Annotated in this window: 19 protein-coding genes; 11 read left to right on the plus strand and 8 right to left on the minus strand. The window is 62.6% G+C overall.

The window, feature by feature from the left end; genetic code table 11:
• Positions 1-261 precede the first annotated feature (261 nt).
• The 3 genes from GU3_RS16665 to GU3_RS14680 all read left to right on the plus strand — a co-directional run bounded on the left by GU3_RS16665 (position 262) and on the right by GU3_RS14680 (position 6,997).
• The gene (locus GU3_RS16665) at positions 262-4,641 is read left to right on the plus strand and encodes a PAS domain S-box protein (protein ID WP_014293313.1); all 4,380 of its coding nucleotides are present in this window, start codon (positions 262-264) and stop codon (positions 4,639-4,641) included.
• Positions 4,622-5,821: an EAL domain-containing protein gene (locus GU3_RS14675; protein ID WP_014293314.1), complete on the plus strand. Its 1,200-nt coding sequence runs from the start codon at positions 4,622-4,624 to the stop codon at positions 5,819-5,821. Before GU3_RS16665 ends, GU3_RS14675 begins: the two co-directional genes overlap by 20 nt.
• 69 nt (positions 5,822-5,890) lie before the next feature.
• Entirely contained in the window at positions 5,891-6,997 is a 1,107-nt protein-coding gene (locus tag GU3_RS14680) for a sensor domain-containing diguanylate cyclase (RefSeq protein WP_014293315.1), read from the plus strand.
• Between the two features lie 28 nt (positions 6,998-7,025).
• On the opposite strand, the gene GU3_RS14685 is transcribed toward GU3_RS14680, so the two are convergent.
• Both GU3_RS14685 and GU3_RS14690 read right to left on the minus strand, forming a co-directional pair.
• A complete protein-coding gene (locus GU3_RS14685; RefSeq protein WP_014293316.1) occupies positions 7,026-10,070 on the minus strand; it encodes an efflux RND transporter permease subunit in 3,045 nt (1,014 codons plus the stop codon).
• Positions 10,071-10,084: 14 nt separating this feature from the next.
• A complete protein-coding gene (locus GU3_RS14690) occupies positions 10,085-11,146 on the minus strand; it encodes an efflux RND transporter periplasmic adaptor subunit (protein WP_041543286.1) in 1,062 nt (353 codons plus the stop codon).
• Positions 11,147-11,308: 162 nt separating this feature from the next.
• On the opposite strand from GU3_RS14690, the gene GU3_RS14695 reads away from it, so the two are divergent.
• Positions 11,309-11,746 carry a hypothetical protein gene (locus GU3_RS14695; RefSeq protein ID WP_014293318.1) on the plus strand — a complete coding sequence of 146 codons (438 nt, stop codon included), beginning with the start codon at positions 11,309-11,311 and terminating at the stop codon, positions 11,744-11,746.
• Positions 11,747-11,901: 155 nt separating this feature from the next.
• On the opposite strand, the gene GU3_RS14700 is transcribed toward GU3_RS14695, so the two are convergent.
• Complete coding sequence (locus tag GU3_RS14700) at positions 11,902-12,924, minus strand: DUF5924 family protein (protein WP_014293319.1); 1,023 nt, start codon at positions 12,922-12,924, stop codon at positions 11,902-11,904.
• Positions 12,925-13,047: 123 nt separating this feature from the next.
• Complete coding sequence (zapE, locus tag GU3_RS14705; protein WP_014293320.1) at positions 13,048-14,163, minus strand: cell division protein ZapE; 1,116 nt, start codon at positions 14,161-14,163, stop codon at positions 13,048-13,050.
• 184 nt (positions 14,164-14,347) lie between these two features.
• Between zapE and pcaQ the strand changes: the two genes are divergently transcribed.
• On the plus strand, positions 14,348-15,277 hold the full coding sequence (gene pcaQ / locus GU3_RS14710) for a pca operon transcription factor PcaQ (protein ID WP_014293321.1): 930 nt from the start codon (positions 14,348-14,350) through the stop codon (positions 15,275-15,277).
• A gap of 154 nt (positions 15,278-15,431) precedes the next feature.
• Here pcaQ and GU3_RS14715 read toward each other — a convergent pair whose 3' ends face one another.
• The 4 genes from GU3_RS14715 to GU3_RS14730 are packed head-to-tail and all read right to left on the minus strand — an operon-like array spanning position 15,432 to position 19,492.
• Positions 15,432-17,003, minus strand: coding sequence for an FAD-binding oxidoreductase (locus GU3_RS14715; RefSeq protein WP_014293322.1), 1,572 nt, complete (start codon positions 17,001-17,003; stop codon positions 15,432-15,434).
• Positions 17,004-17,017: 14 nt separating this feature from the next.
• A complete protein-coding gene (locus GU3_RS14720) occupies positions 17,018-17,656 on the minus strand; it encodes a hypothetical protein (RefSeq protein WP_014293323.1) in 639 nt (212 codons plus the stop codon).
• 2 nt (positions 17,657-17,658) lie between these two features.
• Entirely contained in the window at positions 17,659-17,988 is a 330-nt protein-coding gene (locus tag GU3_RS14725) for a cytochrome c (protein ID WP_014293324.1), read from the minus strand.
• 34 nt (positions 17,989-18,022) lie between these two features.
• Positions 18,023-19,492 (minus strand): aldehyde dehydrogenase family protein, encoded by a 1,470-nt coding sequence (locus tag GU3_RS14730; RefSeq protein WP_014293325.1) that lies wholly within the window; start codon positions 19,490-19,492, stop codon positions 18,023-18,025.
• 461 nt (positions 19,493-19,953) lie between these two features.
• On the opposite strand from GU3_RS14730, the gene pcaD reads away from it, so the two are divergent.
• The 6 genes from pcaD to GU3_RS14760 all read left to right on the plus strand — a co-directional run bounded on the left by pcaD (position 19,954) and on the right by GU3_RS14760 (position 26,156).
• Positions 19,954-21,129: a 3-oxoadipate enol-lactonase gene (gene pcaD, locus GU3_RS14735; RefSeq protein ID WP_041543289.1), complete on the plus strand. Its 1,176-nt coding sequence runs from the start codon at positions 19,954-19,956 to the stop codon at positions 21,127-21,129.
• Between the two features lie 2 nt (positions 21,130-21,131).
• Entirely contained in the window at positions 21,132-21,830 is a 699-nt protein-coding gene (gene pcaH / locus GU3_RS14740; RefSeq protein ID WP_193372532.1) for a protocatechuate 3,4-dioxygenase subunit beta, read from the plus strand.
• A gap of 3 nt (positions 21,831-21,833) precedes the next feature.
• Complete coding sequence (gene pcaG, locus GU3_RS14745) at positions 21,834-22,433, plus strand: protocatechuate 3,4-dioxygenase subunit alpha (protein ID WP_014293328.1); 600 nt, start codon at positions 21,834-21,836, stop codon at positions 22,431-22,433.
• 202 nt (positions 22,434-22,635) lie between these two features.
• Positions 22,636-23,994: a 3-carboxy-cis,cis-muconate cycloisomerase gene (gene pcaB / locus GU3_RS14750; RefSeq protein ID WP_202798262.1), complete on the plus strand. Its 1,359-nt coding sequence runs from the start codon at positions 22,636-22,638 to the stop codon at positions 23,992-23,994.
• Between the two features lie 51 nt (positions 23,995-24,045).
• The gene (locus GU3_RS14755) at positions 24,046-24,978 is read left to right on the plus strand and encodes an AEC family transporter (protein ID WP_014293330.1); all 933 of its coding nucleotides are present in this window, start codon (positions 24,046-24,048) and stop codon (positions 24,976-24,978) included.
• 257 nt (positions 24,979-25,235) lie between these two features.
• The gene (locus GU3_RS14760) at positions 25,236-26,156 is read left to right on the plus strand and encodes a transporter (protein WP_014293331.1); all 921 of its coding nucleotides are present in this window, start codon (positions 25,236-25,238) and stop codon (positions 26,154-26,156) included.
• Positions 26,157-26,167: the final 11 nt, after the last annotated feature.

Raw genomic sequence — 26,167 nt, forward strand, 5'->3', positions numbered from 1 at the left:
CCTCAACAGCACCCATGAGGAGGCGGTATTTTCGCATCTATCCGGTTGGCGTCAAACCTCGCTGAAGGTAGGCTGTTTGGCTTAACGGCCAAATGGCATGATGAGCGCGGCCAGACATGAGGTGCGCGCGGGCACGGCAAGCGGCCTGCATTTTTTCAGAGAGTCAAACCCTATGGACCTTTACCCTCCTGCATGCAAAGGGCTGGCGGCGGCACGTCCGGCGCGGCCTGCCATGATGTTCATGCCGTCGCAGGTACCCGCATGAAGCACACTCCCGCCAGCCCCCGCCTTGCTCCGCCCCATGCCGACGGGGGGCTGCTGCGCCGCAACCTGATTGCCGCCCTGCTTTACCTGCTGGCGGGAGGACTGGGAATGCTGCTGACCGTTTCCTCGGGCTATGCCTCACCGGTCTGGCCTGCCGCCGGGGTTGCGGTCACCCTGCTGCTGAAATGGGGATGGCGTTGCTGGCCCGGCATCTGGCTGGGGGGCCTGCTGATCGACAACGGCCTCAACACCGCGCTGGATGGCCTGCTGTGGCCGGCCATGAGCGCCGCCCTTGCCACGCTTCAGGCCCTGCTCGCCGCCTGGCTGATCCGCGGCTATTTACAGGGCAGGCTGTCGTCACTCACCGCTGACTGGCGGCTGGCCCTGTTTCTGGTGGGAGTCGGTCCCCTGACCTGCCTGCTCTCTTCCGGCCTGGGTACCCTGATCATGCATTGGGACGGGCGGATTGAGGAAAGTGCCCTGGGGGGCGAATGGTTGCGCTGGTGGACCGGCGACACCCTGGGGATCCTCCTGTTTACGCCCATCAGCCTGTTACTGTGGCCGCGGCACCACGGCGTGCTCGCGCCCGCGAGCGGCAGCGCCCGCTTTAGCCTGCCGCTGATGATCACCACGGCGCTGCTGATACTCGGCCACCTTGGCCTGGCGCAGCTGCTGGAGTTGCGGGCCCGCAACCAGGATCACGCCATGATGGACATGATCAGCAACAACGGCACCAGGCTACTGGCCGAAACCCTGCTGCCGCTCACCGGCCTGGCTCATTTTTTCAGCGCCAGTCAGGAAGTCACCCGCGAGGAGTTCCGTCAGTACACCAGCAGCTTTCTGAGTCATCCGGCCATTGTCTCCGTGGACTGGGCCCCCCGGGTCGAGGCGGCACAGCGCGCGGCCTTTGAAGCCGGGGTGCGGGCAGAAGGAATGGACGCCTTTGAGATTACCGAGCTGGATCAGGCTCGCCACCTCACCACCGCGGCCCCGCGCGCCGAGTATTTTCCCACCCTGTTCAGCGAGCCATTCAGCAGCAACCGGAAAATACTGGGCCTCGACCACCACTTTGAGCCCCAACGGATATCGGCCATGACCCTGGCCCGGGACAGCCAGAGCCCCATCGCTTCGGGCCTGCTGCCACTGGCGCGTACCGACCGTCAGGTAACCCTGGTGTTCATGCCGGTCTGGCAAGACCGGCAGCTGGCGGGCTATGTGGTGGGAACCCTCGATCTGCAGCAATTGTTTGCTCCCCTGCTGCTTCATGCGCGCCGACAGGGGCTGCAGTCCCGGGTTACCGATATCACCCCCGGCGCCCGAGCCGTCACCTTGATCGACGAACTGCCGGCCCAAATCGAGCCCGAATGGAACCATACTTTTCGCTTCTGGGGCCGTGTCTGGCAACTGGACATGCAACCCACCGTTCCCTACTGGCAACCCGGTGCCAGCAGTGAGGAGCGCGTCTTCCTTGGCTTTTCCATGCTGACCGCCCTGCTGGCGGTATTTGCCACCCTGAGCAGCGCCAGCCGTCATCACGAGGTTCGCCGCCAGGTAGGAGAACGCACCGCCCAGCTGCGCAGCGAGCTGGACGCCCGCACCACCGCGGAGCACGCCTTGCACATCAGTGAGCAGCGCTACCGCCGGCTGATTGAATGGTCGCCCTTTGGCGTGCTGGTGCAATGCCATGGCCGCTGCCGGTTCGTCAATGCCAGCACCATGAGGATGTTCGGGGCCAGCACCGCCGACCAGCTGCTCGGCCAGGAGCTGCTCGATTTTATTCACCCGGACAGCCAGGCCATGGTGGCCGAACGTCTGGCCCGGCGCACCGAGGGCCAGGGGGTGCCGGAGTCTGCCGTGGTGCACTATCGCCGGCTGGATGGCTCTTATTCCTGGGCAGAGCTGACCTCCGTCGCCTATGAATACGAAGGGCAGCCGGGCTCACTGGTCCTGCTCAACGATGTCAGCGACCGCATTCGGGCCGAGGAGCAGCGGGATCGGTTTTTTACCCTGTCGCTCGATCTGTTCTGCATTGCCAGCACCGAGGGGTATTTCAAGAGCGTCAACCCGGCGTTCACCCAGGTGCTCGGCTGGAGCGAGCAGGAATGGCTCAGCCGGCCCATTCTCGATTTTGTTCACCCCGACGATGTGGAAGCCACCCGCCGGGAGCTGGCGTTGCTGGCGCAGAACGACATCAGCACCCTGGCCTTTGAAAATCGTTACCTTTGCAAGCAGGGGGGATGGCGCCGCCTGTCCTGGAAGGCGCTGCCCCAGCCGGGCGGGCTGCTGTTTGCCACCGCCCGGGACATCACCGAGCAACACCAGACGGCCCAACGGCTGACCGAACTGAATGCCGAGCTCAAGCTGCGCATCAAGGAGCGCGGCCAGGCCCTGGCCGCGCTCCATGCCCAGAAGGAGGAAGTCAGGGCGGTGCTCGATCACCTGATGGAGTGCGTCATTACCATCGACAGCCGGGGGATCATTCGCCGGGTCAACCCGGCGGTGCAGCCATTGCTGGGGTATGACCCGAACGCGTTGCTCGGCCACAATATCTCCTGCCTGATGGACAGCCCCTTGCGGGAGCAGCATGACCACTATCTGGCCCGCTACCTGGAAACCGGCCAGCGCCACGTCATCGGCAGCAGCCGTGAAGTTACCGGCCGGCACAAGGAAGGCCATGCCGTCAGCATGGAGCTGAGTGTCTCCGAGTACAGGATTAACGACGAGCCGTTTTTTATCGGCACCCTGCGCGATATTCGCGAGCGCAAGGCCATGATTGCCAACCTGACTCAGGCGCGGGAGCAGGCCGAGCAGGCCAGCCGGGCCAAATCCGCGTTTCTGGCCACCATGAGCCATGAAATTCGGACCCCCATGAACGGGGTCATCGGCATGGTCGACGTGCTGGCCCGGGATCAACTGACCCCTTACCAGCAGGATCTGGTCAAAACCGTGCGGGACTCGGCGACCAACCTGCTGACCATCATCGACGACATTCTCGATTTCTCCAAAATCGAAGCCGGCAAGCTGGCCATCGACATGATCCCCACCGAGATCACCGCCTTGCTGGAAGAGCAGTGCCGGGCGCTCGGCCCCATGGCCGCCGCCAGAGAGGTGGATCTGCACCTGGCCACCGGTCCGTCGGCCTGGATCTACAGCGATCCCGTTCGCCTGCGCCAGATCATTGCCAACCTGGTCGGCAACGCCATCAAGTTTTCGGCCCGTGAGCATCAGGCCATCCCCCGGCGGGGCGCGGTAGACATTCACCTCAGCCTCACCGAGAGCAGCCCGCCCCAACTGGTGCTGGAGGTCGCGGATAACGGTATCGGGATAGCCCCAGCACAGCGGCACAACCTGTTTATGCCCTTTACGCAAATGGAAAGCTCAACCACACGGCGCTTTGGCGGCACCGGACTCGGGCTGGCGATTTGCAAGCGCCTGACCGAGCTGATGGCCGGGCAAATTGAGGTGGAAAGCCAGCCTGGCCAGGGCTCCCTGTTCCGCGTCACCCTGCCGGCCCGGCCGGCAGCGGCGCCCGATCCACAAACGCCATCCGTCCTCCCCTCCTCCGCCGCAGACCGAAGGGCCATGCCGGAGCACCTGATCCTGGTGGCCGAAGACGACGCCATCAACCGCAAGGTGATCCAGTATCAGCTTGGCTTGCTGGGCTATCGCTGCGAGGCGGCACACAACGGGCGAGAGGCGCTGGCCATGTGGCGTGACAAGCCGTTTGACCTGCTGCTCACCGACTTGCACATGCCGGAGATGGACGGCTATGAGCTGGCCGAACACATTCGCCGCGAAGAGCAGGGGCCGCATCGCCTGCCCATTCTGACCCTGACCGCCCATGCCCAGCGGGGCGAGGCCGCCCGCGCCCTGGCCAGCGGCATGGATGAGTATCTGACCAAACCGATAACGCTGGACGCCCTGGAAGCGGTGCTGGCCCGCTGGCTCCGCGGCACCACCCGGCCAGACACCACGGACGCGCACGGAACCAAGCTACAGGAAGCTCTGCTCGATCCCCAGGTGCTGGTGCAGATGCTCGGCCATGACTGCCAGCTGATGACCGACACCCTGCAGGATTATACCGATGCCCTGGGCAGCCTGGCCGTTAGACTTGAAGAGACTTGCCTTGCCGGCGACTTTCCCGCTATTGTCGCCCTTGCCCACCGGCTCAAGTCTTCCTCAAGAGCGGTCGGCGCCCAGCGTCTGGCAACCCTCTACAGCAGGGTGGAGGACGCCGCCAAGCACGGCGACAGCGCCACCGTGCACAGGGCCGCCGCCGACCTGACGGCGCTGAGGCTAGCCACCCTGCAGGCCGCAGAGCAACAACTTGTCCACCTTCAACGATCCGAGCATAAGCATGAAGATCCTGGTCATTGACGACGACACCTTTATTTGCCGGCTCATCGGCCGGCAGCTGAACGGGCTGGGCTTTGCCCATGTCGAGCCCTATGAACGAGGCGCGGACGCCATTACCCGGCTGGAGCAGCAGCCTGATGAGGTTGAGCTGATTTTTTGTGATCTGCAGATGCCGGAAATGGACGGCATTGAATGTATCCGTCAGCTGGCCCGTCTCGGCTACCGGGGCATTCTGGTGCTGGTCAGCGGCGAGGACGAACGCATTCTGCAAAGCGCGGAGCGACTGGCACTGAGCCACGGGCTGAGGGTGGCCGGCACCCTGTTCAAACCGGTGGCGAGCGAGCAACTGCACCGCCTGCTGCAGGGCCTGCCGGGAGCCACCTGCAATCGCGTGGCCGCCCGCTCCAGCTACAGCGCCGTCACCCTGGCCGAGGCCATCAGCCACGGTCAGCTGTGCAATTACTACCAGCCCAAGGTCGACCTGAACAGCGGCGCCCTGACCGGGGTGGAAGCCCTGGTGCGCTGGCGGCACCCGCAGGACGGCCTGATCACTCCCGATCAATTTATTCCGGTGGCGGAAGAGCACGGGCTGATTGATGATCTACTTCAGGTCGTGCTCAAGCAGGGGCTGGATGATGTCCGCCGCTGGCATCATGCGGGGCACAGCCTGCGGCTGGCCGTGAACGTGTCCATGAAAAACCTGGTCCGCCTCGATTTTCCGGAGTATGTTGAACGGACGGCGCAGGCCGCCGGCGTCGCTCCCGGCCTGCTGACCCTGGAGATCACCGAAAGCCACCTGATGAACAACCCGCAGGATGCGCTCGACATTCTGACCCGCTTGCGGCTGAAGCGCATTGGCCTGTCTATCGATGACTTTGGCACCGGCCACTCATCCCTGGCCCAGCTGCGGGACATTCCTTTTACCGAGCTGAAAATAGACCGCAGCTTCGTGCACAGCGCCTGGCGCAACAGTGCCCTGCGGACGATTCTGAACGCCAGTCTCGACATGGCCCATCGCCTTGGCCTGCACACGGTGGCGGAAGGCGTGGAGGATCAGCACGACTGGGATTACCTGCGCAACGCCGGCTGTGATGTGGCTCAGGGCTGGTTTATCGCCCAGGCCATGCCGGCAGAACAACTGCTGCCCTGGTGGCGCAACTGGGAAACACGCCGCCCCACCCTGGGCCCAGAACAAGGCTGAACCTATGGCACCCGCTTGCTATTGCCGGCGGCCCGACAAGCCCTTATTCACCCTTAACCGGTACATACCATGACCCGTCCTACTGACCAGCCCGGCCACACCCCCGCCCAGGATGAAGAAGCCCGCCTTGCCGCCCTGAACGCCTACGGGATCCTGGATACGCCCCCGGAGCCGGCGTTTGATGACATCACCGAGCTGGCGGCGTTGATCTGCGATACGCCCATCGCCGTGATCAACTTCGTCGACCGGCACCGCCAGTGGTTTAAGTCCGAACAGGGGCTGGGAGTGAGGGAAACCCCGCTGGACATCTCCATTTGTGCCCATGTCATTTTGCAGTCGGAGTTATTTGTCGTGCCCGACACTCGACAGGACGCCCGCTTTGCCTGCAATCCGCTGGTGACCGGAGAGCCCTATTTGCGCTTTTATGCCGGCGCCCTGCTCAAAAGTCCGGAGGGCTTTCCCCTGGGCACCCTGTGCGTACTCGACCATCGGCCCCGGGAGCTGACGGAGAAACAGCGCATCGCCCTGACCGCCCTGGCCAGTCAGGTGATGAACAACCTGGAGCTGATACGCGTTCAACAGGCCCAGGCCGCCTTGATCGAGCAACTGCAGTCGGCCCAGAAAGAGCTGATCCATCTGGCGTCCACCGATCCCCTCACCGGCCTGTATAACCGGCGGGCCATCGAGGAGCGCCTGAGTCAGGAGCTGGCGCTCATTGAGCGGGGCCGGGCGCCGGCGGCCCTGATGCTGATGGACCTGGATCATTTTAAAACCATCAATGACGACTTTGGCCACGAAACCGGCGACAGGGTCATTGAGCACTTTGCCCGGGTTTGCAAAAACGTGTTTCGTCAGTCCGATATTATCGGTCGCTGGGGCGGTGAAGAGTTTGTGGTGCTGCTGCCCGGCGCCACCGAAGCCGAGGCCTGGCAGGCGGCGCAGCGCCTGCACCAGTCGTTGCGGCAGACACCCCTGGTCGGTGATGAGCACCCGCCGCTGCTTATCACCGTCAGTATCGGCCTGTGCAGCCTGAGCAAAGACTGCGAGCTGGAAGACACCCTGCGCCAGGCCGACGAGCTGCTCTATCAGGCCAAAGACAGTGGCAGAAACCGTACCGTCTGCGCCTCTGCAACCACCGATGGTGAAACACCTGACGACCTGACTACTCCGGACTGAACCGGCCAGCCCTGTTGCCATTCCCCCTTCATGATCCGACGGGCCTGATGCGAAAGATAGCCACATAAAGCAGCGGCACCACAATCAAGGTCAGCACGGTGGCAAAGGCCAGACCAAACATGATGGTGACCGCCATGCTCTTGAAGAAGGGATCCATCAGCAGCGGCGCTACCCCCAGTATGGTGGTAAAGGCCCCCAGAAATACCGGCCGGGCCCGGCTGACGGCGGCATCCACCACGGCGGCAAAACCCGGCTTGCCGTCGGCTCTCTCGACATCGGCCTGATCCACCAGCACAATGGCGTTTTTTACCAGCATGCCAATCAGACTGAGCAGGCCGAGAATCGCCATAAACTCAAATGGCACCTGGAATAACACCAGCCCCAGGGTCACGCCAATAATGGCCAGGGGCGCAGTCAGCCAGATCACCAGCGGCTGGCGCAGGGCGTTAAACATCACCACCACCGCCAGTATCATGGCGCTGAAACCATAGGGGGCCGACAGGGCAAGCCCTTCATTGGCTTCTTTGGAGGCTTTATCTTCTCCGTGCCATTCCAGCCGATAACCGGGCGGCAGCGTCATGGCTTCAATCTCGGGGCGCAGCCGTTCCAGCAGCGGCCCGGAAAGCTCACCGGGCAGCGGATCCGCCTGGGCCTTAATGGTGGGGAACCTGTCCACTCGGCGAATAATGGCATCCACCCATTCCAGCTGCACCGATGTGACCAGCTGACTCACCGGCACATATTGCCTGGCGGTGGGACTGTAGACCTGCACGTTCTCCACCATGTCGGCGCTGGTGCGCTCGGCTGCCGGTGCCCGGGAAATGATAGGGATAAGCTGATCCTCTTCCCGGTACACGCCAATCTGCTCACCACTAAAGGCACGGTTAATGGCCTGGCTGATGTCGGCCAGGGTCAGTCCGGCCCGGCGGGCGGCCACTTCATCCACCACCGGGCGCAGCACCGGCACTTTTTCACGCCAGTCGTCCTGAATGGCAATGGCACCGTCGTCCTTCGCTATGATGGCCTTGGCCTCTTCCGCCAGCCGGCGCAGCACCGCCGGCTCCGGCCCCATAAAGGCGGCTTCTATTTTCTTGCCGCCGCCCCGGCCCAGCATGAATTTCCATACCTTGATGTCGGCCAGCGGATGCCGCTCGGACAGCTGCCGCTGCAGCTCTTCCACCATGTCGGCAATGTGGCCGGGATCCTCCACATCCACCAGCAGCTGGCCATAACTGGTGTTGGGATCTTCAGGGCCGTAGGTGAGCATAAAGCGCAAGCCCCCCTGACCGATAAAGCTGGTCACATGGGTGACCCCTTCCTGCTGTTGCACAAAGTCGCCCATGCGCGACAGCTCCGCTTCGGTTTCCCGAATGTCCGTACCCTGAGGCAGATACATGTCCACCACAAACTGGGGCCGGGCCGACTCGGGCATAAAGCCAGGCTGCACCCAGTTAAAGCCAAAAATGGCCCCGGCCAGCAGCGCCAGCAGCAGGCCGCCGGTGATGGCCCTGTGCTGCAGCGCGCTGCGCAATATTCCGCGATAACGGGCCAGCACACGCGATTCGGGAGCATTGGCCGCTGCCGGTGACACTTTCAGCAAGGTCACACACAACAGCGGCGTGAGGGTCACCGCAAACAGCCAGCTCAGCAGCATGGAGTAAAGAATGACCCAGAACAGCGAGCCGGCGTATTCCCCCATGTCGGTCGGCGACAGACCAATGGCGCTGAACGCCAGAATGCCCACGGCGGTACCGCCCAAAAGCGGCCACTGGGTCGCCTGCACCACGGCGGCAGCGGCGTTGTCGGCCCGCTCGCCCCTTTGCATGCGCACCAGAATGCCGTCGGTCACCACAATGGCGTTATCCACCAGCATTCCCAGGGCAATGATCAGCGCCCCGAGTGACACCCGCTGCATGGCAATACCGTCGAGCTTCATGGCGATTAGCGTGCCGGCCACGGTGAGCAGCAGCACGGCCCCCACAATGATGCCGCTGCGCAGGCCCATAAACAGCACCAGTACCAGCACCACTATGGCCACCGCCGCCGCCAGGTTGGCCACAAAGCCGTCCACCGCCTCGCGCACCGAGTCGGACTGATAGGACACTTCGTTCAGCACCATGCCAATGGGGCGTTCGCCGTCCAGCTCTGCCAGCCGGGCCCGCACCGCATCGCCCATGTTCACCACGTTGCCGCCAGCCACCTGGGAAATGCCCAGGCCAATGGCCGGCTGGCCGTCATACTTCATCAGCGCCCGGGGCGGTTCGCTCTCGGCCCGGGTAATGGTGGCCAAATCTTTAAGGAACACCACTCGATCGCCATCCTGAGAAGTAATGGCCAGATTGCCCAGGGCCGCCACCGAGTCGGCCTGGCCTTCGGGGCTGAAATAGACCCGCTGAGGGCCGATCCGCAGGTTGCCCGCATCGCTTATCACGTTTTGCTGACGCAGGGTCTGGTAGATGTTGCCCAGAGGCACGTCCAGGCGGGCCGCCTGGGCGGCAGAAATTTCCAGATAAATGGCTTCCTGAGGGGCCCCCAGGGTCGTGACCCGGGCCACGCCCGGCACCTGCAGCAGTTCCCGCTCCAGCCCGTGCAGATAGTCCTTGATTTGCTGCAGGGTAAAGCCTTCGCCGATGACCGCAAAAAACAGCGCATACACATCGCCAAAGTCGTCGTTCACTACCGACGGCCCCGCCCCCGGCGGCAGCTGACGCTGGGCGTCGTTCACCTTGCGCCGGAGCTTGTCCCACACCTGCTCCAGCTCCCGGGCGCTGTGGGCAAAGCGCATGTCGATTTCCACCTTCACCAGCGAGTCACCCATGCGCGATACCGAGGTCACTTCTTTCAGCTCCTGCAATTGCTGCACGGCCTCTTCAATGACTTCGGTGACCTCTTCCGCCACCTGCGCCGGCAGCGCGCCGGGGTAAGGAGTGGAGATCACCGCCTGACGGATCACAAACTCCGGATCTTCAAACCGGCCCAGGCTCTGATAACTGATGTAACCGCCCACCAGCAACAGCAGGCAGGTCATCCAGGCAATGGTGCGCCTGGCCAGGGTATGTTCGGCAATATTCATGCACAGATCCTTGTTCAGGGAGTGGACAGCATGGGGCGCACTTTCATGCCTTCCCGCAACTGACTGACGCCGGCGGTGACAATACGCTCACCGGTATTCAAGCCCTGGTTCACCACCACGTGGTCGCCCTGAATGGGCCCAAGGATCACCGGCTGGCGCTCCACCCGGCTGCTCTCCGCGTTCACCTTCCACACGCTGGTGTCGCCATCGGGACCGGCCACCACCGCCCGTAGCGGTATGGTGACCGGACCGGGCGGCCCCTGCTTCACCGCGTTAGGCATGATTTCTACCGACATGCCCGGCAACAGGGTAAAGCCGGGCTCGGCATCCAGCGCCAGCACGGCTTCATAGCTCTGGGTTTGGGGATCCGCCTCGGCAGAAAATGACTTCAGCCGCACCGGCAGCGGTTGCTCGGGCCTGTCGGCAAACACCGCCTGACCTTCCACCTGTCTGGGGGCGGTGCGCACCACCCGCTCGGGCACGCTGATCACAATTTCCAGATTCTGGGTGTCCTGCAGGCTGACCACCGGCTGCTTGGCCTGAATATTGCTGAAATTTTCCACCTGACGGCGGGTGATGACGCCACTGAACGGGGCCAGCAAGCGGGTGTCGTCCATGTCCTTTTTGGCGGCCAGGTAACCGGCCCTGGCCACTTCCATGGCGGTACGCTTCTGATCCACTTCGGCCCGGGCCACCGCCTGACTTTGCTGCCAGATGCGGTTAACCCGGTTGTAATCGGTGCGGGCCTTGTTGTATTCGGCTTCGGTGGAATTCAGCCGGATTTGATAGTTTTCGCCATCGAGCCGGGCCACCAGAGTGCCCTGCTCCACCCGCTGGCCTTCCTGCACCGGCAGCTCGACAATGCGACCGGGCACGTTAAAGGCCAGCTCCGCCCGCTGCACCGCCCGTACCCGGCCGGGAAAACGCAGGCTGCTGTCGCCGCTGCCGGCACCGACCTGCATGATTTGCGCCGGGCGCACGGTTTCTTCATCAGTGGCCGGCGGCGCTTTTTGTTCACAGCCGGCCAGCAGTGCCGCTGCTCCCAGCAGGACGACCAAGGCGTGTTTCATTCCCATGGCATGATCACTCTTGTGTTATTTGAGTCTGGTTTGGCATTAATCGGGGTCGAAAAGATTGAGCTGTCAGTTAGTGTCGGCCAAAGCCGGCTTGCCAACAAGGTTGCTGTCGCCCAGAATGGGTCATCGTTTTTTCTTTTTTTTCAGAAAGATATAAAAACCATGGCGATAGATGACGATCATCTGACCACCCATTTCGGACGCATCTGGCCGGCCCATGTGGAGGCATTGACCGGCCTGCTGATCCAGCTGCGGCAGCAGTTTGACGGCGATCTCGACTTAATGCTGATCCTGGGCATTATCGGCACCCGTGCTCAGCCCGCGCGTCAGGCCAGTGCCATGACCTATGCCCAGTTTATGGCCGGCGAACGGCCCACCCCGGCGGGACGGCCCATCAATATTCAGTCGGTGGCGGAGTGCAGCGGCATGGCCCGGGAGACGGTGCGCAGAAAGGTGAGCAAACTGGAACAAATGAGGCTGATCACTCGGGAAGCCAACGGCAATCTGCTGGTTACGCCAGAGGCCACCCGTGCACTGACGCCGGCGACCGAAGCCAGCCTGCGTTATATGGCGGAAATGCGACAGCATTTTGTGGCATGAGCAGAAAGCTCACCAGCGCGAAGCCGGTCGTGAGCACTGCCGCGGCCTCGTGGCCGAGCCCGGCGGCGACGCCGATGGTGGCGGTCAGCCAGATGCCCGCCGCCTGGCTTCGCGATGGAGTGTGTCTGATTTCGAGCCGTGACCGGCATGGCGGTTCACTGCGTGACGTCGAAGCGCAGCATGCCGATCATCTGCCCGGCCTCGGTCACGACCCGTACGCGCCAGCGGCCTTCGGGGTTGCCGGGGAAGTTGCGCTTGTGGGTCCAGGCGCGGTAGCCCGCTTCGCGCCCTCCGCTTATGTCCAGCGGAATGCGGTCGACGCGCCGGCCGTTGTGCTCCCAGACATGGTAGATGCGCTCCTTCAAACCGCGCGGTGCGTTAATCGCGGTAAAGGCATAAAGCCCGTTGTCGTGCAGTTCCCGGCTGGACAGCTGGCGCAGGCGGTTACCGGGTTTGCGCGAGGCATCGTCGATGCTCATGGTCACGGCGACATCGGTCAGCCACAACGTCGCCGGAGGAACCCAGATGCGACCTAGCCAGCCCACCAGCCCGACACTAAGCGCGAGCAACGGGATAGCGATCAGGCTTTTCCAGTTCCATTCGGGAAAGAAGCTGAGCAGGCTGGGCAAGGCCAGCAGCACGGCAATGATCAGCGAACAGAGGTAACTCTGCGGCGTGGACAGGTGAAAGATGATCGGCAGCGCCGTCAGCAGGACCGCGAACAGCGTCAGCGCATGGAAAGCCAGATAGATCCAGCGGCGCGGCGCCAGCCATTGGTAATACAGCGGATCGATCAGCGAGATCAGCGCGGCGATGCCCAGCAGCACCGTGAACGCCGACTGGCCGCTGTTCCAGGTGGTGGTGATGAAGAAGAACGGGATGATGAAGAACAGGCTTTCCTGATGCACCATTTGCGTGACGTAACGCAGTAGTGGAGGCGGGACCTTCCAGCCGAACCGGCGCTCCACGCCGCGGCGCAGGCTGTTTTCCAGCATCAGCCAGAGCCAGCTGGCCAGCATCACCGCCGCGATCACCTTCGCCAGCCCAGCATGGCGCTCCACCAGAACGAAGCTGGCAACGCCCGAGCAGAACCCGAACAGCGCGACGACGCCCGGATAGCGCAGGATCAGGCGCGAGGCCAGATTGAAAAGGCCGGCAAGGCGGGATTTCAGCAGCATCTCGGTTTCACGTTAAGCGGTGCCTTCTATGAGTATCGGTGCCGGCTGCGAGCGCGGGCTGGTCGCCTGACGATCGTGACTCATGCGGCCTGTGCAACAGGCCTATCAACCGGCTATTGGCCGTTATTTTTCAGCCCCAAACCGCGCCAACTGCATTTCCTTTAGCCGGCTCAGGGTACGGCGAAACGGAAACGCCAGGGCGCCGTCCTGATAGAGTTCCTCCATCGGCACCGCCGCCTCAAGGTACAGCGGTATACCTCTGTCATAGCATTCATCCACCAGGGCGATAAAGCGGCGCACGCCGTCGTCCTGGCGGGACAGCACCGGCAGCCTACGATCGCCGGCGGCCACCTGCACGGCGCCGTCTTCGGTGCCCCGGGCAATGCCAGCCTGCCGGCGGTCACAACTGAGCCGGGGCACCGCACCCAACAGCACCTGGTCAAACCGGTCACACAACGCGATAAAATCCTGGGCTGCCAATGGCTGCTCACACAGGTCCGCATAACGGCACCAGAGCACCCGCTTATGGCGCCCCAGCACGGGTATGGAGCGGTTGCCCAGAATAACAGGCTCGCAATTTTGCTCCGTGCCCGCCAGTTGCTCAAACACCCCAGCCAGCGCCTTCGCATCCTGCACCCAGTAACGCTGCTGCGGCCGGCCCGGATGCAGGCGGTGATCCTGCTCGCCATGTACCGCCACCACTTGCATATGCTCCGTCATGGCCGCCACCGCCGGCAAAAACTGCGCTCGGTTGAAGCCGTCCGCATACAGTCCCTCGGGCGGCTGGTTGGAGGTGGTCACCAGCACCAGCCCCTGCTCGAACAGGTGGCGCAGCAGCCGGCCGAGCAGCATGGCATCGCCAATGTCACTCACAAACAACTCGTCCAGACACAGCACCCGCACCTCGGCGCTCATTTCCCGGGCCAGTACCTTCAGTGGCTCTTCGGTGCCGGTGAGCTGAAACAGCCGTTTGTGCAGTTGCTGCATAAAATGATGAAAATGCAGCCGCCGGGCGGGCACACCGGCGCTGTGCAGGCTGGCAAAAAAGCGGTCCATCAGCCAGGTCTTGCCCCGCCCTACCGGTCCCCACAGATACACGCCGCCGGTCGCGGCCTCCCCCGCCAGCAGGCGGCGGTAACAGCCTTCCAGCCACTCGACGGCGTGGCGCTGGGCGGCATCGTCGGCAAACCCGGACTCCAGGGCGGCAAGCCAGGCGGCATGGGGGGATAACAGGGTCATGGCTCCTCTCTACAAAATGCAGCGTCTTCAACTCGAAGTCCGTCACTGTACTCGATTTGGTAACATGATACCTTCTGCCGTTCATCGTCCGAAGGCGGCCCCTCACGGGTACGGCCGTCTCTTTCCGGGTAAATCTTGCGATGCTCCGGTTACGACGGCCGCCTACCCACCACCCGAGGCCCAGATGATAGAGAACCGAATCAAGTTCCGTCACTTGCAATGCTTTATTGAAGTCGCCCGCCAGAACAGTGTGAGCCGGGCAGCGGATATTCTGTCGCTGACCCAGCCGGCGGTATCCAAGAAGCTGAAAGAGCTGGAAGACATGCTGAACGTGCAGTTGCTAAAGCGCAGCAAGAAAGGAGTTGAACTGACCCAGTTTGGCGAGCTGTTCCTCAGGTATGCGGGGGCCAGCATGACCGCCCTGCGTGAAGGCACCGAATCCATAGTACAGGCCCAGCAGCAGGGCAAAACGCGCCTCAGCGTGGGCGTGTTGCCCACCGTGGCCGCCAGCATGTTGCCAAAAGCCGTCATGCATTTCCGTAGCGCGGGCATGGAGGTGACCCTTAATCTGGTATCCGGCCCCAACACCCTGCTGCTGGGGCAGTTGCGGGTGGGCGAGCTGGATCTGGTGGTTGGCCGGCTGGCCGAGCCGGAGTTGATGACCGGGCTCTCGTTCCAGCACCTTTATTCGGAACGCATTACCTTTGTGGTCCGCCCCGGCCATCCCCTGCTGGACAGAGATCCCTTCAATATTCAGGCGCTGCGTGACTTCAACGTGCTCTTCCCCACCAGGGAGTCCATTATCGCCGCCTCGGCAGAGCGCTTCCTGATCTCCCGGGGCGTGGGGCTGCCACAGGACCGCATTGAAACCATTTCAGACTCGTTCAGCAAGGAATATATTCGCCAGACCGATGCCATCTGGATCATCTCCCGGGGGGTTGTCGCCAGGGAAATAGAAGAAGGCGAGCTGATGGAGCTGCCGCTGGATACACGGGACACTCTGGGCCCGGTCGGGCTGACCGTCAGGGCCGACAGCCTTCCCACGCCGGCGCTTCAGCTGTTCATGAACAGCGTGCGCCATGCGGCGGCGGCCATCGGCGAAAAAGAACCCTGACGGCCCGGTCGTTCCGGCGCAGCCGGGCGGTGGCGCTGCACCAAAGGCCGCGCCCGCAACAGCCATAAAAAAGGCCGGCGCAGCAGTCCTTGCCAAAGGCTGCCGTACCGGCCGTTTTTTTATGGCAGGGTACCGTGGCACCCTGCGTGTCGGCTTACCAGTCGTTGAACTTGTCGAGATCGATACCGGACTTGCCCGGGGCCAGGATGTTGTTGGGATCCAGGGCCTTTTTGAGGGTATGCTCCAGGCGACGTTTCACCGGACCATAGCTCTGGGCAACCCGCTCCATAAAGCGGGTGTTCACCCGGTATACAGCGTAACCGCGCTTTTCGAACTCATCGAGCAGCTCATTGAAGCATGCGTCGGCCCGCTTGGTTTCTTCCGGGTTGGTGCGGTCATAGAGCACGTCGATCACGTGGTGCATGTCGCGCCAGCCCACAATAAACTCGCCCACGTAATCCAGGCCGTGCTTGTTCAGGATCTGCTTGGCCAGGGCGTACTGCTTGTCGCACTCACTGCCCCGGGCCTGGCTGACCGGCGCAAACCACATGGAGCCGCCGCCCCCGCGCCAGTTGTACAGGCCAAATTCGCGCAGGTTGGGCACCCCCGACATCAGCTTGGCCCGGTAGGTGAAGGGCTCGGTGCCACCGGCTTCTTCCTCGGTAATGATCTTGCCCTTGCCCAGCTGTTTCAGCGCCCCGGTCACTATGTTCCAGTTCACCGCCACCTGCTCCGGGGTGCCGTACAGCGCGCAGTACACGTTCCAGGCGCCCAGGTGCTTGTCTTTCTGAATTTGCTTGAGAATGGCGTCCGAAGTGGCTCCCGGCTCGCTGGTGTAGTCGGCGCGACGTACTCCGGCGGTGGAGGCTTCCCAGAGCACGCCGGCGATCACCACCGAGTTGGGGATCACCTGGTTGATGCGCAGCGGGCGAATAAACTCGACGATCTCGGCGATGTCGGTCTCTTCCTCAAACTGGATCTCAAACGGCTTGATCACCGGCGGCTTGGGCATCAGCCAGAAGCCCAGCTTGGTACAGATGCCGTAGTTGGCCTGGGTAAACATGCCATCCAGGGTTGGACCATAGCCCCACTTGAAGACCTGCCAGGCGTTGTCACCTTCCACGCCGCCCATGCCGGTGCGGTAAATATCGCCGTTGGCCAGCACCAGCTCCATGCCGCACTGCATCAGGAAGTGCTCACCGTAGGGGGTATAGCCCACGCCCCGATCCATGGTGTTGCCCAGGGGGCCGGCAATGGCCGAAGGCGCCGAGAACGACAGCATCAGCGGAATGTTGTTTTCCTGCAGATAGTCATACAGTTGCTGGTAGGTGACCCCCGGCTCAACCAGGGCGGTACCCAGCTCGGCGTCCACATGGATGATCTTGTTCATCTTTTTCAGATCGAGAATGATCTGGCCGCGATGGTGGGGCGCGGTACTGCCGTAACCGAAGTTGCGGCCGGTAGACACCGTCCACACCGGGATCTTGTGTTCATTACAGATCCTGACCACCCCCTGGATCTGCTCCACCGTGGTGGCGGTCACGGCGGCGGACGGCGCATGCTCGGCGTCCTCGCTGGGCATCATGATCTTGTTGTAGGGCTTGAGCTGGGCGTCTTCCACCAGCACGTTCTCGTTACCCAGCAGGGCCCGGAACTTCTCGATAGCCTGATGGAACTCCCCCTGCTCAACATCGCGGGGCAATACCTTGTAATTTTGTTCACTCATGAGATGGGCTTCCTTCAGGTCTCAATGGAAAATGAAACATAGTGGCCATTCAGGGCCATGGCACGGGCGGGGGGAGCCGCCCGCAGCGGGCGCTGTCCAGGCTGGGGCGAGGCCAGGGCAAAGGCCAGGGCCGGCGCCCATTGCGGGCCCGCCGCCAGCGTCTGCTCGGTCAGCACCGAGGGAAGGCTGCAGCCCTCGGCCAGGGCGGCAAACTGGCTGATGCAGGCGCCGGCCTCGGTGGTGGCCGACAGCCGGTGCCGGGATTGACCGCCCTCGGTCACATGCTGACCGGACCAGTGCAAACGGGCGCCGGCGCTGCGGGCCAGGCTCAGGATCAGGGCGCCGCTGGCATCGTCCACCAGGCCAATAATGCGCTCACCCGAGGCGGTGTTCAGCCGGTGTTGCAGGGCAGACACAAATTCCATTCCGCTGTCGGTGCGCATGACGGCGGCGCCCCGGCCGGCCGGGTGCGCCCGAACACCTGCGCCAAAAACCGCCTCGGCCTCGGCGCCGCTGACCAGTACCAGCAGCGGCTTGCGGGCCCCGCCCACGGCCGCCGGAGCGGCGCTGGCCAGGCCCACTCGACCCAGGGCCAGGCCGGTCAGCCCGCCCAGGGCCATGCCTTTCAACAGGGTACGACGTTCAATGCCCATAGTTACTCCTGAGCCGGCGCCGGCAGTTGCTGAATGTATTCACCCACCTGTTGCAGTGACACATCATCGATAAAGGAAGCCGGGAAGGCCGGCATGGCCCTGAATCCCTGACGGACGATGATGCTGATATAGGCCGGAGGCAGCTCCCGGCCCGCCAGCACGGGGCCGATTTCGCCATTGGTTTCATGACAGTGGCCACACACTTTCTGATAAACATGCTCGCCCCCTTGCCACTGACCATCGCCGCTGGCACTGGCAGAGAAGGCGGTCAGTGCCGCCGGCATCACCAGGGCGGCGACCACGGACTTGACCTTGCTGATAGATAAAAACATGGATGCTCCTTGCTTAAACAGGTAATGAGTGCGCTTAGAACGGATACCGACGCGGCTCGTACTGCACGGTGATCCAGTGGTCGGTGGTGAACTCCTCAATGGCCCACTCACCGTTAAAGCGACCCAGACCCGAGCTTTTCTCGCCGCCAAAGGCCGCATTCGGCGCATCATTCACCGGCATGTCATTGACATGGGTCATGCCCGCCTGAATACCCTGAGCGAAGCGCACCCCCCGCTCCAGGCTGCCGGTAAAGACGGCGCTGGACAGGCCGTATTCGCTCTGATTGGCCAGTTCCAGGGCGTGCTGTTCGTCGCGAGCCACCTGAATACCCACCAGGGGGCCGAAGATCTCTTCCCGGGCAATCTCCATGTCGGCGGTCACGTCGCCAAACACATGGGGCGGCAGCACATTGCCCTGAGGCTCGCCCCCCACCAGCAGAGTGGCTCCCTCCGCGTTGGCGGTTTCAATTTTCTGCAACAGCCCCTGCAGCTGCTTCTGGTTGATCACCGGGCCCACCACCGTCTCGGCCTTGCTCGGATCACCGTAAGGCAGTGCCTTGACCCGCTCCACATAACGACGGGTGAATGCCTCGGCCAGGGGCTGCTCCACGATGATGCGGTTCACCGCCATGCAGATCTGCCCCTGGTGCAGGAACTTGCCCACCACGGCGGCGTTGACCGCCTGCTCGAGATCGGCATCGGCCAACACCACAAAGGGGCTGTTGCCGCCGAGCTCCAGCGCCACATGCTTGAGGTGTTTGCCGCCACTGGCCAGGCGACCGATGTTCAGGCCAATCTCGGTGGAGCCGGTAAAGGAAATAAAGGCCGGTACCGGATGCTCGACAAAAGCGTCGCCAATCTCGGCGCCGGAGCCCACCACCACATTGAGCACACCGGCAGGCAGGCCGGCTTCTTCAAAAATGCGGGCAATCAGCAGGCCACCGGTTACCGGGGTATCACTGGCCGGTTTGATCACCACAGCGTTCCCCAGGGCCAGGGCCGGCGCCACGGAACGCTGGGTCAGGTGAAGCGGGAAATTCCAGGGGCTTATCACGCCCACCACCCCCAGCGGCTTGCGGTAGACCCGGCTTTCCTTGCCCGGAACGTCGTTGGGCAAAATACGGCCGTGCACACGGGAGGGAAAGCTGGCCGCTTCCAGGGTAATGGCGCGGGCGGCCCCCCACTCGATCTGGGCCTTGATGCGGGTACTGCCCGACTCCTTGATGATCCAGTCGACAATCTCGTCCTTGCGCTGATCAAAGATCTCCACCGCTTTCAGCATGATCGCGGCTCTCGCCGCCGGTGCCATGGCGGCCCAGCTTTTCTGGGCCTCGCGAGCGCAATGGAAGGATTCATCAAGATCCTCTCCGGTGGCCAGGTTCAGCTCCAGCAGGGTTTCCTGGGAATAGGGGTTCTGCACCTGCAGCTTGCGCTCCGAATGCCCTGCCCGCCACTGACCGGCGAGGAGCTGTAACTCAAAATTCTGATAGGGGGCGGTAGTCATAGAGCAACATCCTTTACGTTGAAAATGTCTCGGCATCGGAGCTGACACCCAGATTCGACTATTCGGGGGGAATATGAACGCCAGGGTCCGTGTCACCGTCCTGCTGAGCCCACCGCAATGATGGGCAAGACGAATGTTATACCAATGTTACCTCTATCAAATTAATGTTCCATTAGTGATATTTAAAATGAATTTATCGCTTAATTGTATGTCGTTTTTGACATACGAATATCCTTCGCACCTTCGCAGCGTTCAAAACAAGGGGGGATAAGCCCGCCTGGCTGGCTGAAGAAATGAGGCAACGGCAGAATGACGGGCTGGCACAAATGAGACAGCGGAAGGGGACCGGCACCCATGTATCTCATTTTCGATATGTGAAATTAACAAATCCTTATTTTACATAACCATTGGTTTAAGCAACATTGAATGCCAGTCTCTTACCAGCCTAACAGGCCATCACGATGACACAGTCTCTGGCAACCAATGGAGTACAGCTCCACTACCAACTGGAAGGTCCCAGCCATTTGCCGCTGCTGGTCTTCTCCAACTCGTTGGGAACGGATCTGCGGGTCTGGGATCCCCTGCTTCCCCTGCTGGCAAGCCGGTTCCGCTTCCTGCGCTACGACATGCGGGGGCACGGTCTGTCGGACTGCCCTCCCGCGCCCTATCACATTGACGATCACATCAATGACCTGATCGGCCTGCTCGAACAGCTCAACCTCGGTCAGGTTACGCTCTGTGGCCTGTCGGTAGGCGGTATCGTCGCCCAAGGTGTGGCGGCCCGCCGGCCCGACCTGGTCGACGCGCTGATCCTGTGCGATACCGCCCATAAAATAGGGCCGGCTCAGGGCTGGGAAGATCGCATTCGGGCCATTCGCGAAGGAGGCATCGAATCCATCGCCGACGCCGTGATGGAGCGCTGGTTCGCCACCGAGTTCCGCACCCGCCGCCCCCTTGAGCTGGCTCGCTGGCGCAACATGCTGGTGCGCACCCCGACAGAAGGCTATGTGGGCACCTGTGCGGCCATCCGCGATGCGGATCTGACCGAAAGCGCGTCCCGCCTGACACAGCCCACCCTGTGCCTGGTGGGCGATCAGGACGGCGCCACGCCCCCCGAGCTGGTCAAGAGCACCGCCAGCCTGATCCCCGGCAGCCGCTTTGAGATGATTGAAGGGGCCGGCCACCTGCCCTGTGTGGAGCAACCCGCCGCCCTGGCCGAGAGGATCACCGACTTTCTGACGTCGCAGACGCCGCCTGACCGGTTCGAACAGGGCATGAAGGTACGTCGCTCTGTGCTGGGCAATGCCCATGTGGACCGGGCAGAAGCCCGCAAGACGGCCTTTGACGAGCCCTTCCAGACGTTTATTACCGAAGGCGCCTGGGGATCGGTATGGAGCCGCCCAGGCCTGAGCAAGCGGGATCGCAGCCTGCTGACCATCGCCTTGATGGCGGCCCTCGGTCATGAAGAAGAGCTGGCCATGCATATTCGTGCCACGCGCAATACCGGTGCCAGCAAGGCGGAGGTGCAGGAGACCCTGCTACACATCGCCGTTTACGCGGGGGTGCCGTTCTCAAATATCGCCTTCCGCATCGCAAAGGAAGTCTATAGCGAACTCGAACACCACAAGGAGCCATGATCATGAGCAGCGTTACCAACAGGGACTGGTCCAGCCATCCCGCCTTTATCTCTCCTGAATACAAGTCTTCCGTTCTGCGCGGCGTATCCCAAAGCCTGGTGCAGATCGATCCCGAGCTGGCCGAGCTCACCGGCCCGGCCTTCGGCCCCGAGGTACTGGGTCCGCTGGATCACGATCTGACGAAAAATGGCCAAATCAACGGGGAGCCCATCGGGGAACGCATCGTGGTCACCGGCCAGGTTTTTGACGAGTCAGGCCAGCCGGTCCCCAACACCCTGATCGAAGTCTGGCAGGCCAATGCCGCCGGCCGCTATGTGCACAAGCGCGACCAGCACGAGGCACCGCTCGATCCCAACTTTCTGGGCGCGGGTCGCTGCCTGACCGATGCCGAAGGCCGCTACAAGTTCTATACCATCAAGCCCGGTGCCTATCCCTGGGGCAACCACCCCAATGCCTGGCGGCCCAATCACATTCATTTTTCCCTGTTCGGACCGTCCATCGCGACCCGCCTCGTCACCCAGATGTACTTCCCCGGGGATCCCCTGCTGGCCTATGACCCCATTTTTGAAAGTACGCCGGCCGAGGCCCGTGACCGTCTGGTCAGCGAGTTCTCCCTGGATGTCACCGAAGACGGTTTCGCCCTGGGATATGTGTTCAATATTGTACTGCGTGGCGTGAATGCCACTCCCGTGGAGGCCTGAGCCATGACCATGAAACAAACTCCTTCCCAGACGGTTGGCCCCTACTTCGCCTATGGCCTGACCGCCCAGCAGTATCACTATAACCACGGCCAGGTGGCCGGCAGCCAGCTGGTACGGGGCGAGGTGCAGGGTGAGCGCATTCGCCTCACCGGCAAGGTCTATGACGGTGAAGGGGTGGCCATTGACGACGCCATGATCGAAATCTGGCAGGCCAATGCCGCCGGTCGCTTCCATCATCCGCTGGACCAGCGCGCCGATCGCGCCCTGGACCCGGGCTTCCTCGGTTTTGGCCGTTGCGGCACCGGTACTCAGGACGATCTGAGCTTTGTGTTCGACACCGTCAAACCGGGCGCCGCCCAGGATGGCCATGCCCCCTTCATCACCGTTGTGGTGCTGCTGCGCGGCCTGTTGAGCCATGCCTATACTCGCGTCTATTTTGAAGATGAAGGCCGCGCCAATGACGCCGACCCGGTGCTCAACAAGGTGCCCGCCGAACGTCGCCCCACCTTGCTGGCCAAGCGGGTGGAGACCGGCACCGGCGTGGAATACCGCTTTGATATTCACATGCAGGGCGACCGGGAAACGGTCTTCTTCGAGGTGTAAGGCACCCGGGCGCCAGCCGGCGGTGTTTTCTTCGCAGAGAAATGGCGCCGGCCTGTGTATCGGGTGGGCCTGAGCATCGATATGCTTCTGGACGCCCCGCGTAGTCAGGGAGCAAGGCGCCTTCCCATGGGCCCGGGGAAGGCGCCTTGCGGCTCACGGTGTTCACCCTCAAGGTTTGCCGTGCCGGTATGCTTTATATTGAATGTCCCACCCGATCCTCAGCGAGACCATGATGTTTTCCATTTCTCCTTTTGATTCTTCCCTGTTCCGTGAGCTGTTATCCGACTCAGAGGCCGCCCGCCTGCTGGGGGACGAGGCCAGGATTAGCGCCATGCTGACCACGGAGGGCGAGCTGGCCCTGGCCCAGGCCGATTGCGGCCTGATCCCCCGCGACGCCGCCGAGGCGATTGCCCGCACCGCCGCCACCCTGACCGTGCCCGCCATCAAGCTGGCTTCGGGAACCGGTGCTGCCGGCGTGCCGGTGCCGGCCCTGGTCAGGGCGCTGAAGCAGGCGCTGCCCGAGGAGCAGGCCCGCTGGGTCCACTTTGGCGCCACCAGCCAGGACATTGTCGATACCGCCCTGGTGCTCAACTGCCGGGCGCTGCTCATGCTTTTTGAGCAACGCCTGGCGAACCTCATTTCCAGCCTGGCCGCGCTGGCCCGGACCCACCGCCACACCCTGACCGCCGGCCGCACCCGTACCCAGCAGGCGGTGCCGATGAACTTTGGCTTCAAGGTCGCCAACTGGCTGGCGCCTCTGCTGCGCCAGCAGGAACGGCTGCAGCAGTTGAAGCCACGCCTGCTCAAGGTCCAGCTGGCCGGTGCCGTCGGCACCCTGGCGGCCATGGGCGAGCAGGCTCCCCGCATCGCCGAGCGCCTGGCCGAGCGGCTGGCGCTGGCTCCCGGCCGTAACTGGCATACTCAGCGTGACAGCCTGGTGGAGCTGGCCGACTGGCTGTCCATGACCACGGGGGTGCTGGGCAAAATGGGGCAGGATTGGCTCTGGCTCAGCCAGACCGAGGTGGGCGAAGTCACCTTCAGCAACGGCGGCGGCTCTTCCACCATGCCCCAGAAATGCAACCCGGTGAATGCGGAAATGCTGGTGGCCATGGCCCGCCACAATGCGGGCCTCACGGGGCAGATGCACCAGGCCATGTTACAGGAGCACGAGCGCAGTGGCAGTGCCTGGGCCCAGGAATGGCTGGTGTTGCCCACCATGCTGATGGCCACGGCGGTAGGGCTGCATCATGCGCAGGAGGCGCTCGATCACCTGGTGGTCAACACCGGCCGCATGCAGGCGAACCTGGAGCTGCATAACGGAGTGATCTTCGCCGAAGCCGCCACCTTTGCCCTGGCCCGGCACATGCCCCGAGACCAGGCCGCCGACCTGGTCAAGGCCGCCTGCCAGCAGGCTCTGACCGGACAACAGCACCTGTTTGAACTGATCCGGGAGCAATGCGGGCACCAACTGGATCTGGCGCAGTTACAGCAGCACCTGCTGGAAGGAGGCGCTACCCTGGCCTGGTTTGACGATATTCTGAACGCTGCCGGTCCTGCCTGAGCCGGCCGATAGTGCCGCCGCCCCACCCCATCATTGCAAGAAGGTGTCTCCATGCAGGCCATCATCTCCATTACCGCCCCCATCTTTCTGCTGATTGGTATCGGCTACGCCGCCGTTCGATGGCGCATCATTCCCACCGAGACCATTCCCGGCCTGGGCCGTTTCGTGCTCTATTTCGCCATGCCCGGACTCATCATCAATAACCTGAGCAAGATGCACATAGGGGACGTCCTCGAGCCCGGTTACATCCTGGCCTATAGCCTGGGCTCCCTGCTGCTGATGGGACTTGGGCTGTTGCTTTTTCGTCTGCTGCGCCAGGAGCCGGTGCTGGCCTCGCTCAAAACCATGGGCATGGTCATGCCCAACACTCCCTATTTCGGCTTTCCCATACTGCTGCAGGTCGTGGAAGGGGTCGCCAGCCAGGCGCTGGCCATGGCCATGCTGGTGGAGGCCCTGCTGATCATTCCCCTGTCGATGGCGCTGCTGGAATTTCACTCCTCACGCCATAGCAACCAGCCCCTGAGCCAGGTGCTACTGACCCTGCCCAGGCGGGTGCTGCGCAATCCCATGATCATCGCCATTCTCGTCGGCCTGCTCATCGCCTTGCTGGAGCTGCGCCTGCCATCGGCCCTGAGCACCACCCTGAACATGCTGGGCCAGGCGTCGGCCGCGGTCGCCCTGTTCGTGATCGGCGCCTCCCTGGTGGGCAGCCCACTCAAGGGCAAGGTGGGTGCCATGCTGCCCGTGATGGCGGGCAAACTGATCGCCCACCCACTGCTGGTGGGGTTGATGATTTGGCTGCTGCCCCCCTTTAACCCCGATCTGCAGCTGGCGCTGCTGTTGCTGGCCGCCATGCCGATGATGAGCATTTACCCCATTTTCGGCAGCCAATATGGTCATCGTCATTTTGCTGCCGGTACCCTGCTGCTGACCACCCTCGGCGCCTTTATCAGCGTCTCCCTCCTGCTGTTATTTGTCCGCTGAGCGGCACCGGGCCGCCAGGGGGATGGGCCCGGTTTTATATGCAAAACGATATAGAAGCAGCCTCGCTTTTTCATTGTTCCATTTCCTTCCGGTGCTTTAACGTTGTTTCGACAATGAAAACAGGATGTAGCCAGATTGACAGGGGATTCCGCCCTTTATGTTGTCGGAACTGACGCTGCCTGATGCTGCTTCCTGTGCTGAATTCCCTTTCCACCGGCGGGCCGGCGCCCGACCGATATTTCATACAAAGGACTGATATGACCTGTTCACATGTTCAGACTGCTTTCGGCCGGCGCCAGGCGTTGGCGCCTCTGGTTGTCACCCTGCTGCTGACCGCCCCCACCGCCCTTGCGGTCACCGGCCACTATGTGCCCGGAGTGGAAGGGGTCAAGGGCGCCTCGGTGCCGCCGGCCGGCACCTATTACCGGGGCTACGCGGTGCATTACGATATTGAGCAACTCAATGACGACAACGGCCAGGCCCTGCCCGACAGCAACACCGGCTCGGTCACCGCCCTGGCCAACCGCGTTATTCATATTACCGACAAGCAGTTTCTCAACGCCGACTACGGCTTTGAAACCATTATTCCCGTGCAGCGTACTTCCCTGGATTTTGAACGGCTCGGGGTCAACAGCACCGAAACCGAAATCGGTGATGTCTTTATCGGCCCGGTCGTACTGGGCTGGCACGGCCAGCAGTGGGATGCGGTGTTTGCCTCCGGAGTCTGGTTCGACACCGGCAGCACCGCCGAGCCCGCCTCCGCCGGCAAGGGCTACAAAAGTGTGATGACCACCCTGGGCGGCACCTACCATATGGACGCAGCCAAAACCTGGTCGTTCTCGGCCCTGTCCCGTTACGAAATCAATTTCGATGACGACAATGGCGTGGACAGGGGTGACAGCTTCCTGGTGGAGTGGGGCCTGGGCAAGCGCCTGAGCAACGGCCTGGAACTGGGCCTGGTCGGCTATGACGGCTGGCAGCTTGACGAAAACACCGGCGGCGACCTGGCCCCTGGCCAGGACCAGGTAAAAGTGGAAAAACACGCCCTGGGCCTGGAAGTGGGCTATTTCTGGCCAAGCCTGGGCTTTGGTCTCAACGGCGCCTACCTCAACGAATACCAGGCGGACAACAGCACCGAAGGCGACCTGTACCGCCTTACCCTGACCAAGATCTTCTAACCCCCTTCTCC

Source organism: Oceanimonas sp. GK1 (assembly GCF_000243075.1).
In the GTDB taxonomy this organism is placed as follows: domain Bacteria; phylum Pseudomonadota; class Gammaproteobacteria; order Enterobacterales; family Aeromonadaceae; genus Oceanimonas.

Bases quoted from the DNA above. Each gene is read 5' to 3' on its own strand.
- GU3_RS14755 (WP_014293330.1), top strand. From the start codon at position 24,046: ATGCAGGCCATCATCTCCATTACCGCCCCCATCTTTCTGCTGATTGGT.
- GU3_RS14760 (WP_014293331.1), top strand. From the start codon at position 25,236: ATGACCTGTTCACATGTTCAGACTGCTTTCGGCCGGCGCCAGGCGTTG.
- GU3_RS14695 (WP_014293318.1), top strand. From the start codon at position 11,309: ATGGCGATAGATGACGATCATCTGACCACCCATTTCGGACGCATCTGG.
- GU3_RS14690 (WP_041543286.1), bottom strand. From the start codon at position 11,146: ATGGGAATGAAACACGCCTTGGTCGTCCTGCTGGGAGCAGCGGCACTG.
- GU3_RS16665 (WP_014293313.1), top strand. From the start codon at position 262: ATGAAGCACACTCCCGCCAGCCCCCGCCTTGCTCCGCCCCATGCCGAC.
- GU3_RS14700 (WP_014293319.1), bottom strand. From the start codon at position 12,924: ATGCTGCTGAAATCCCGCCTTGCCGGCCTTTTCAATCTGGCCTCGCGC.
- zapE (WP_014293320.1), bottom strand. From the start codon at position 14,163: ATGACCCTGTTATCCCCCCATGCCGCCTGGCTTGCCGCCCTGGAGTCC.
- pcaG (WP_014293328.1), top strand. From the start codon at position 21,834: ATGACCATGAAACAAACTCCTTCCCAGACGGTTGGCCCCTACTTCGCC.
- GU3_RS14675 (WP_014293314.1), top strand. From the start codon at position 4,622: ATGAAGATCCTGGTCATTGACGACGACACCTTTATTTGCCGGCTCATC.
- GU3_RS14720 (WP_014293323.1), bottom strand. From the start codon at position 17,656: ATGGGCATTGAACGTCGTACCCTGTTGAAAGGCATGGCCCTGGGCGGG.
- pcaB (WP_202798262.1), top strand. From the start codon at position 22,636: ATGTCCCACCCGATCCTCAGCGAGACCATGATGTTTTCCATTTCTCCT.
- GU3_RS14715 (WP_014293322.1), bottom strand. From the start codon at position 17,003: ATGAGTGAACAAAATTACAAGGTATTGCCCCGCGATGTTGAGCAGGGG.
- GU3_RS14680 (WP_014293315.1), top strand. From the start codon at position 5,891: ATGACCCGTCCTACTGACCAGCCCGGCCACACCCCCGCCCAGGATGAA.
- pcaH (WP_193372532.1), top strand. From the start codon at position 21,132: ATGAGCAGCGTTACCAACAGGGACTGGTCCAGCCATCCCGCCTTTATC.
- pcaD (WP_041543289.1), top strand. From the start codon at position 19,954: ATGACACAGTCTCTGGCAACCAATGGAGTACAGCTCCACTACCAACTG.
- GU3_RS14730 (WP_014293325.1), bottom strand. From the start codon at position 19,492: ATGACTACCGCCCCCTATCAGAATTTTGAGTTACAGCTCCTCGCCGGT.
- GU3_RS14725 (WP_014293324.1), bottom strand. From the start codon at position 17,988: ATGTTTTTATCTATCAGCAAGGTCAAGTCCGTGGTCGCCGCCCTGGTG.
- pcaQ (WP_014293321.1), top strand. From the start codon at position 14,348: ATGATAGAGAACCGAATCAAGTTCCGTCACTTGCAATGCTTTATTGAA.
- GU3_RS14685 (WP_014293316.1), bottom strand. From the start codon at position 10,070: ATGAATATTGCCGAACATACCCTGGCCAGGCGCACCATTGCCTGGATG.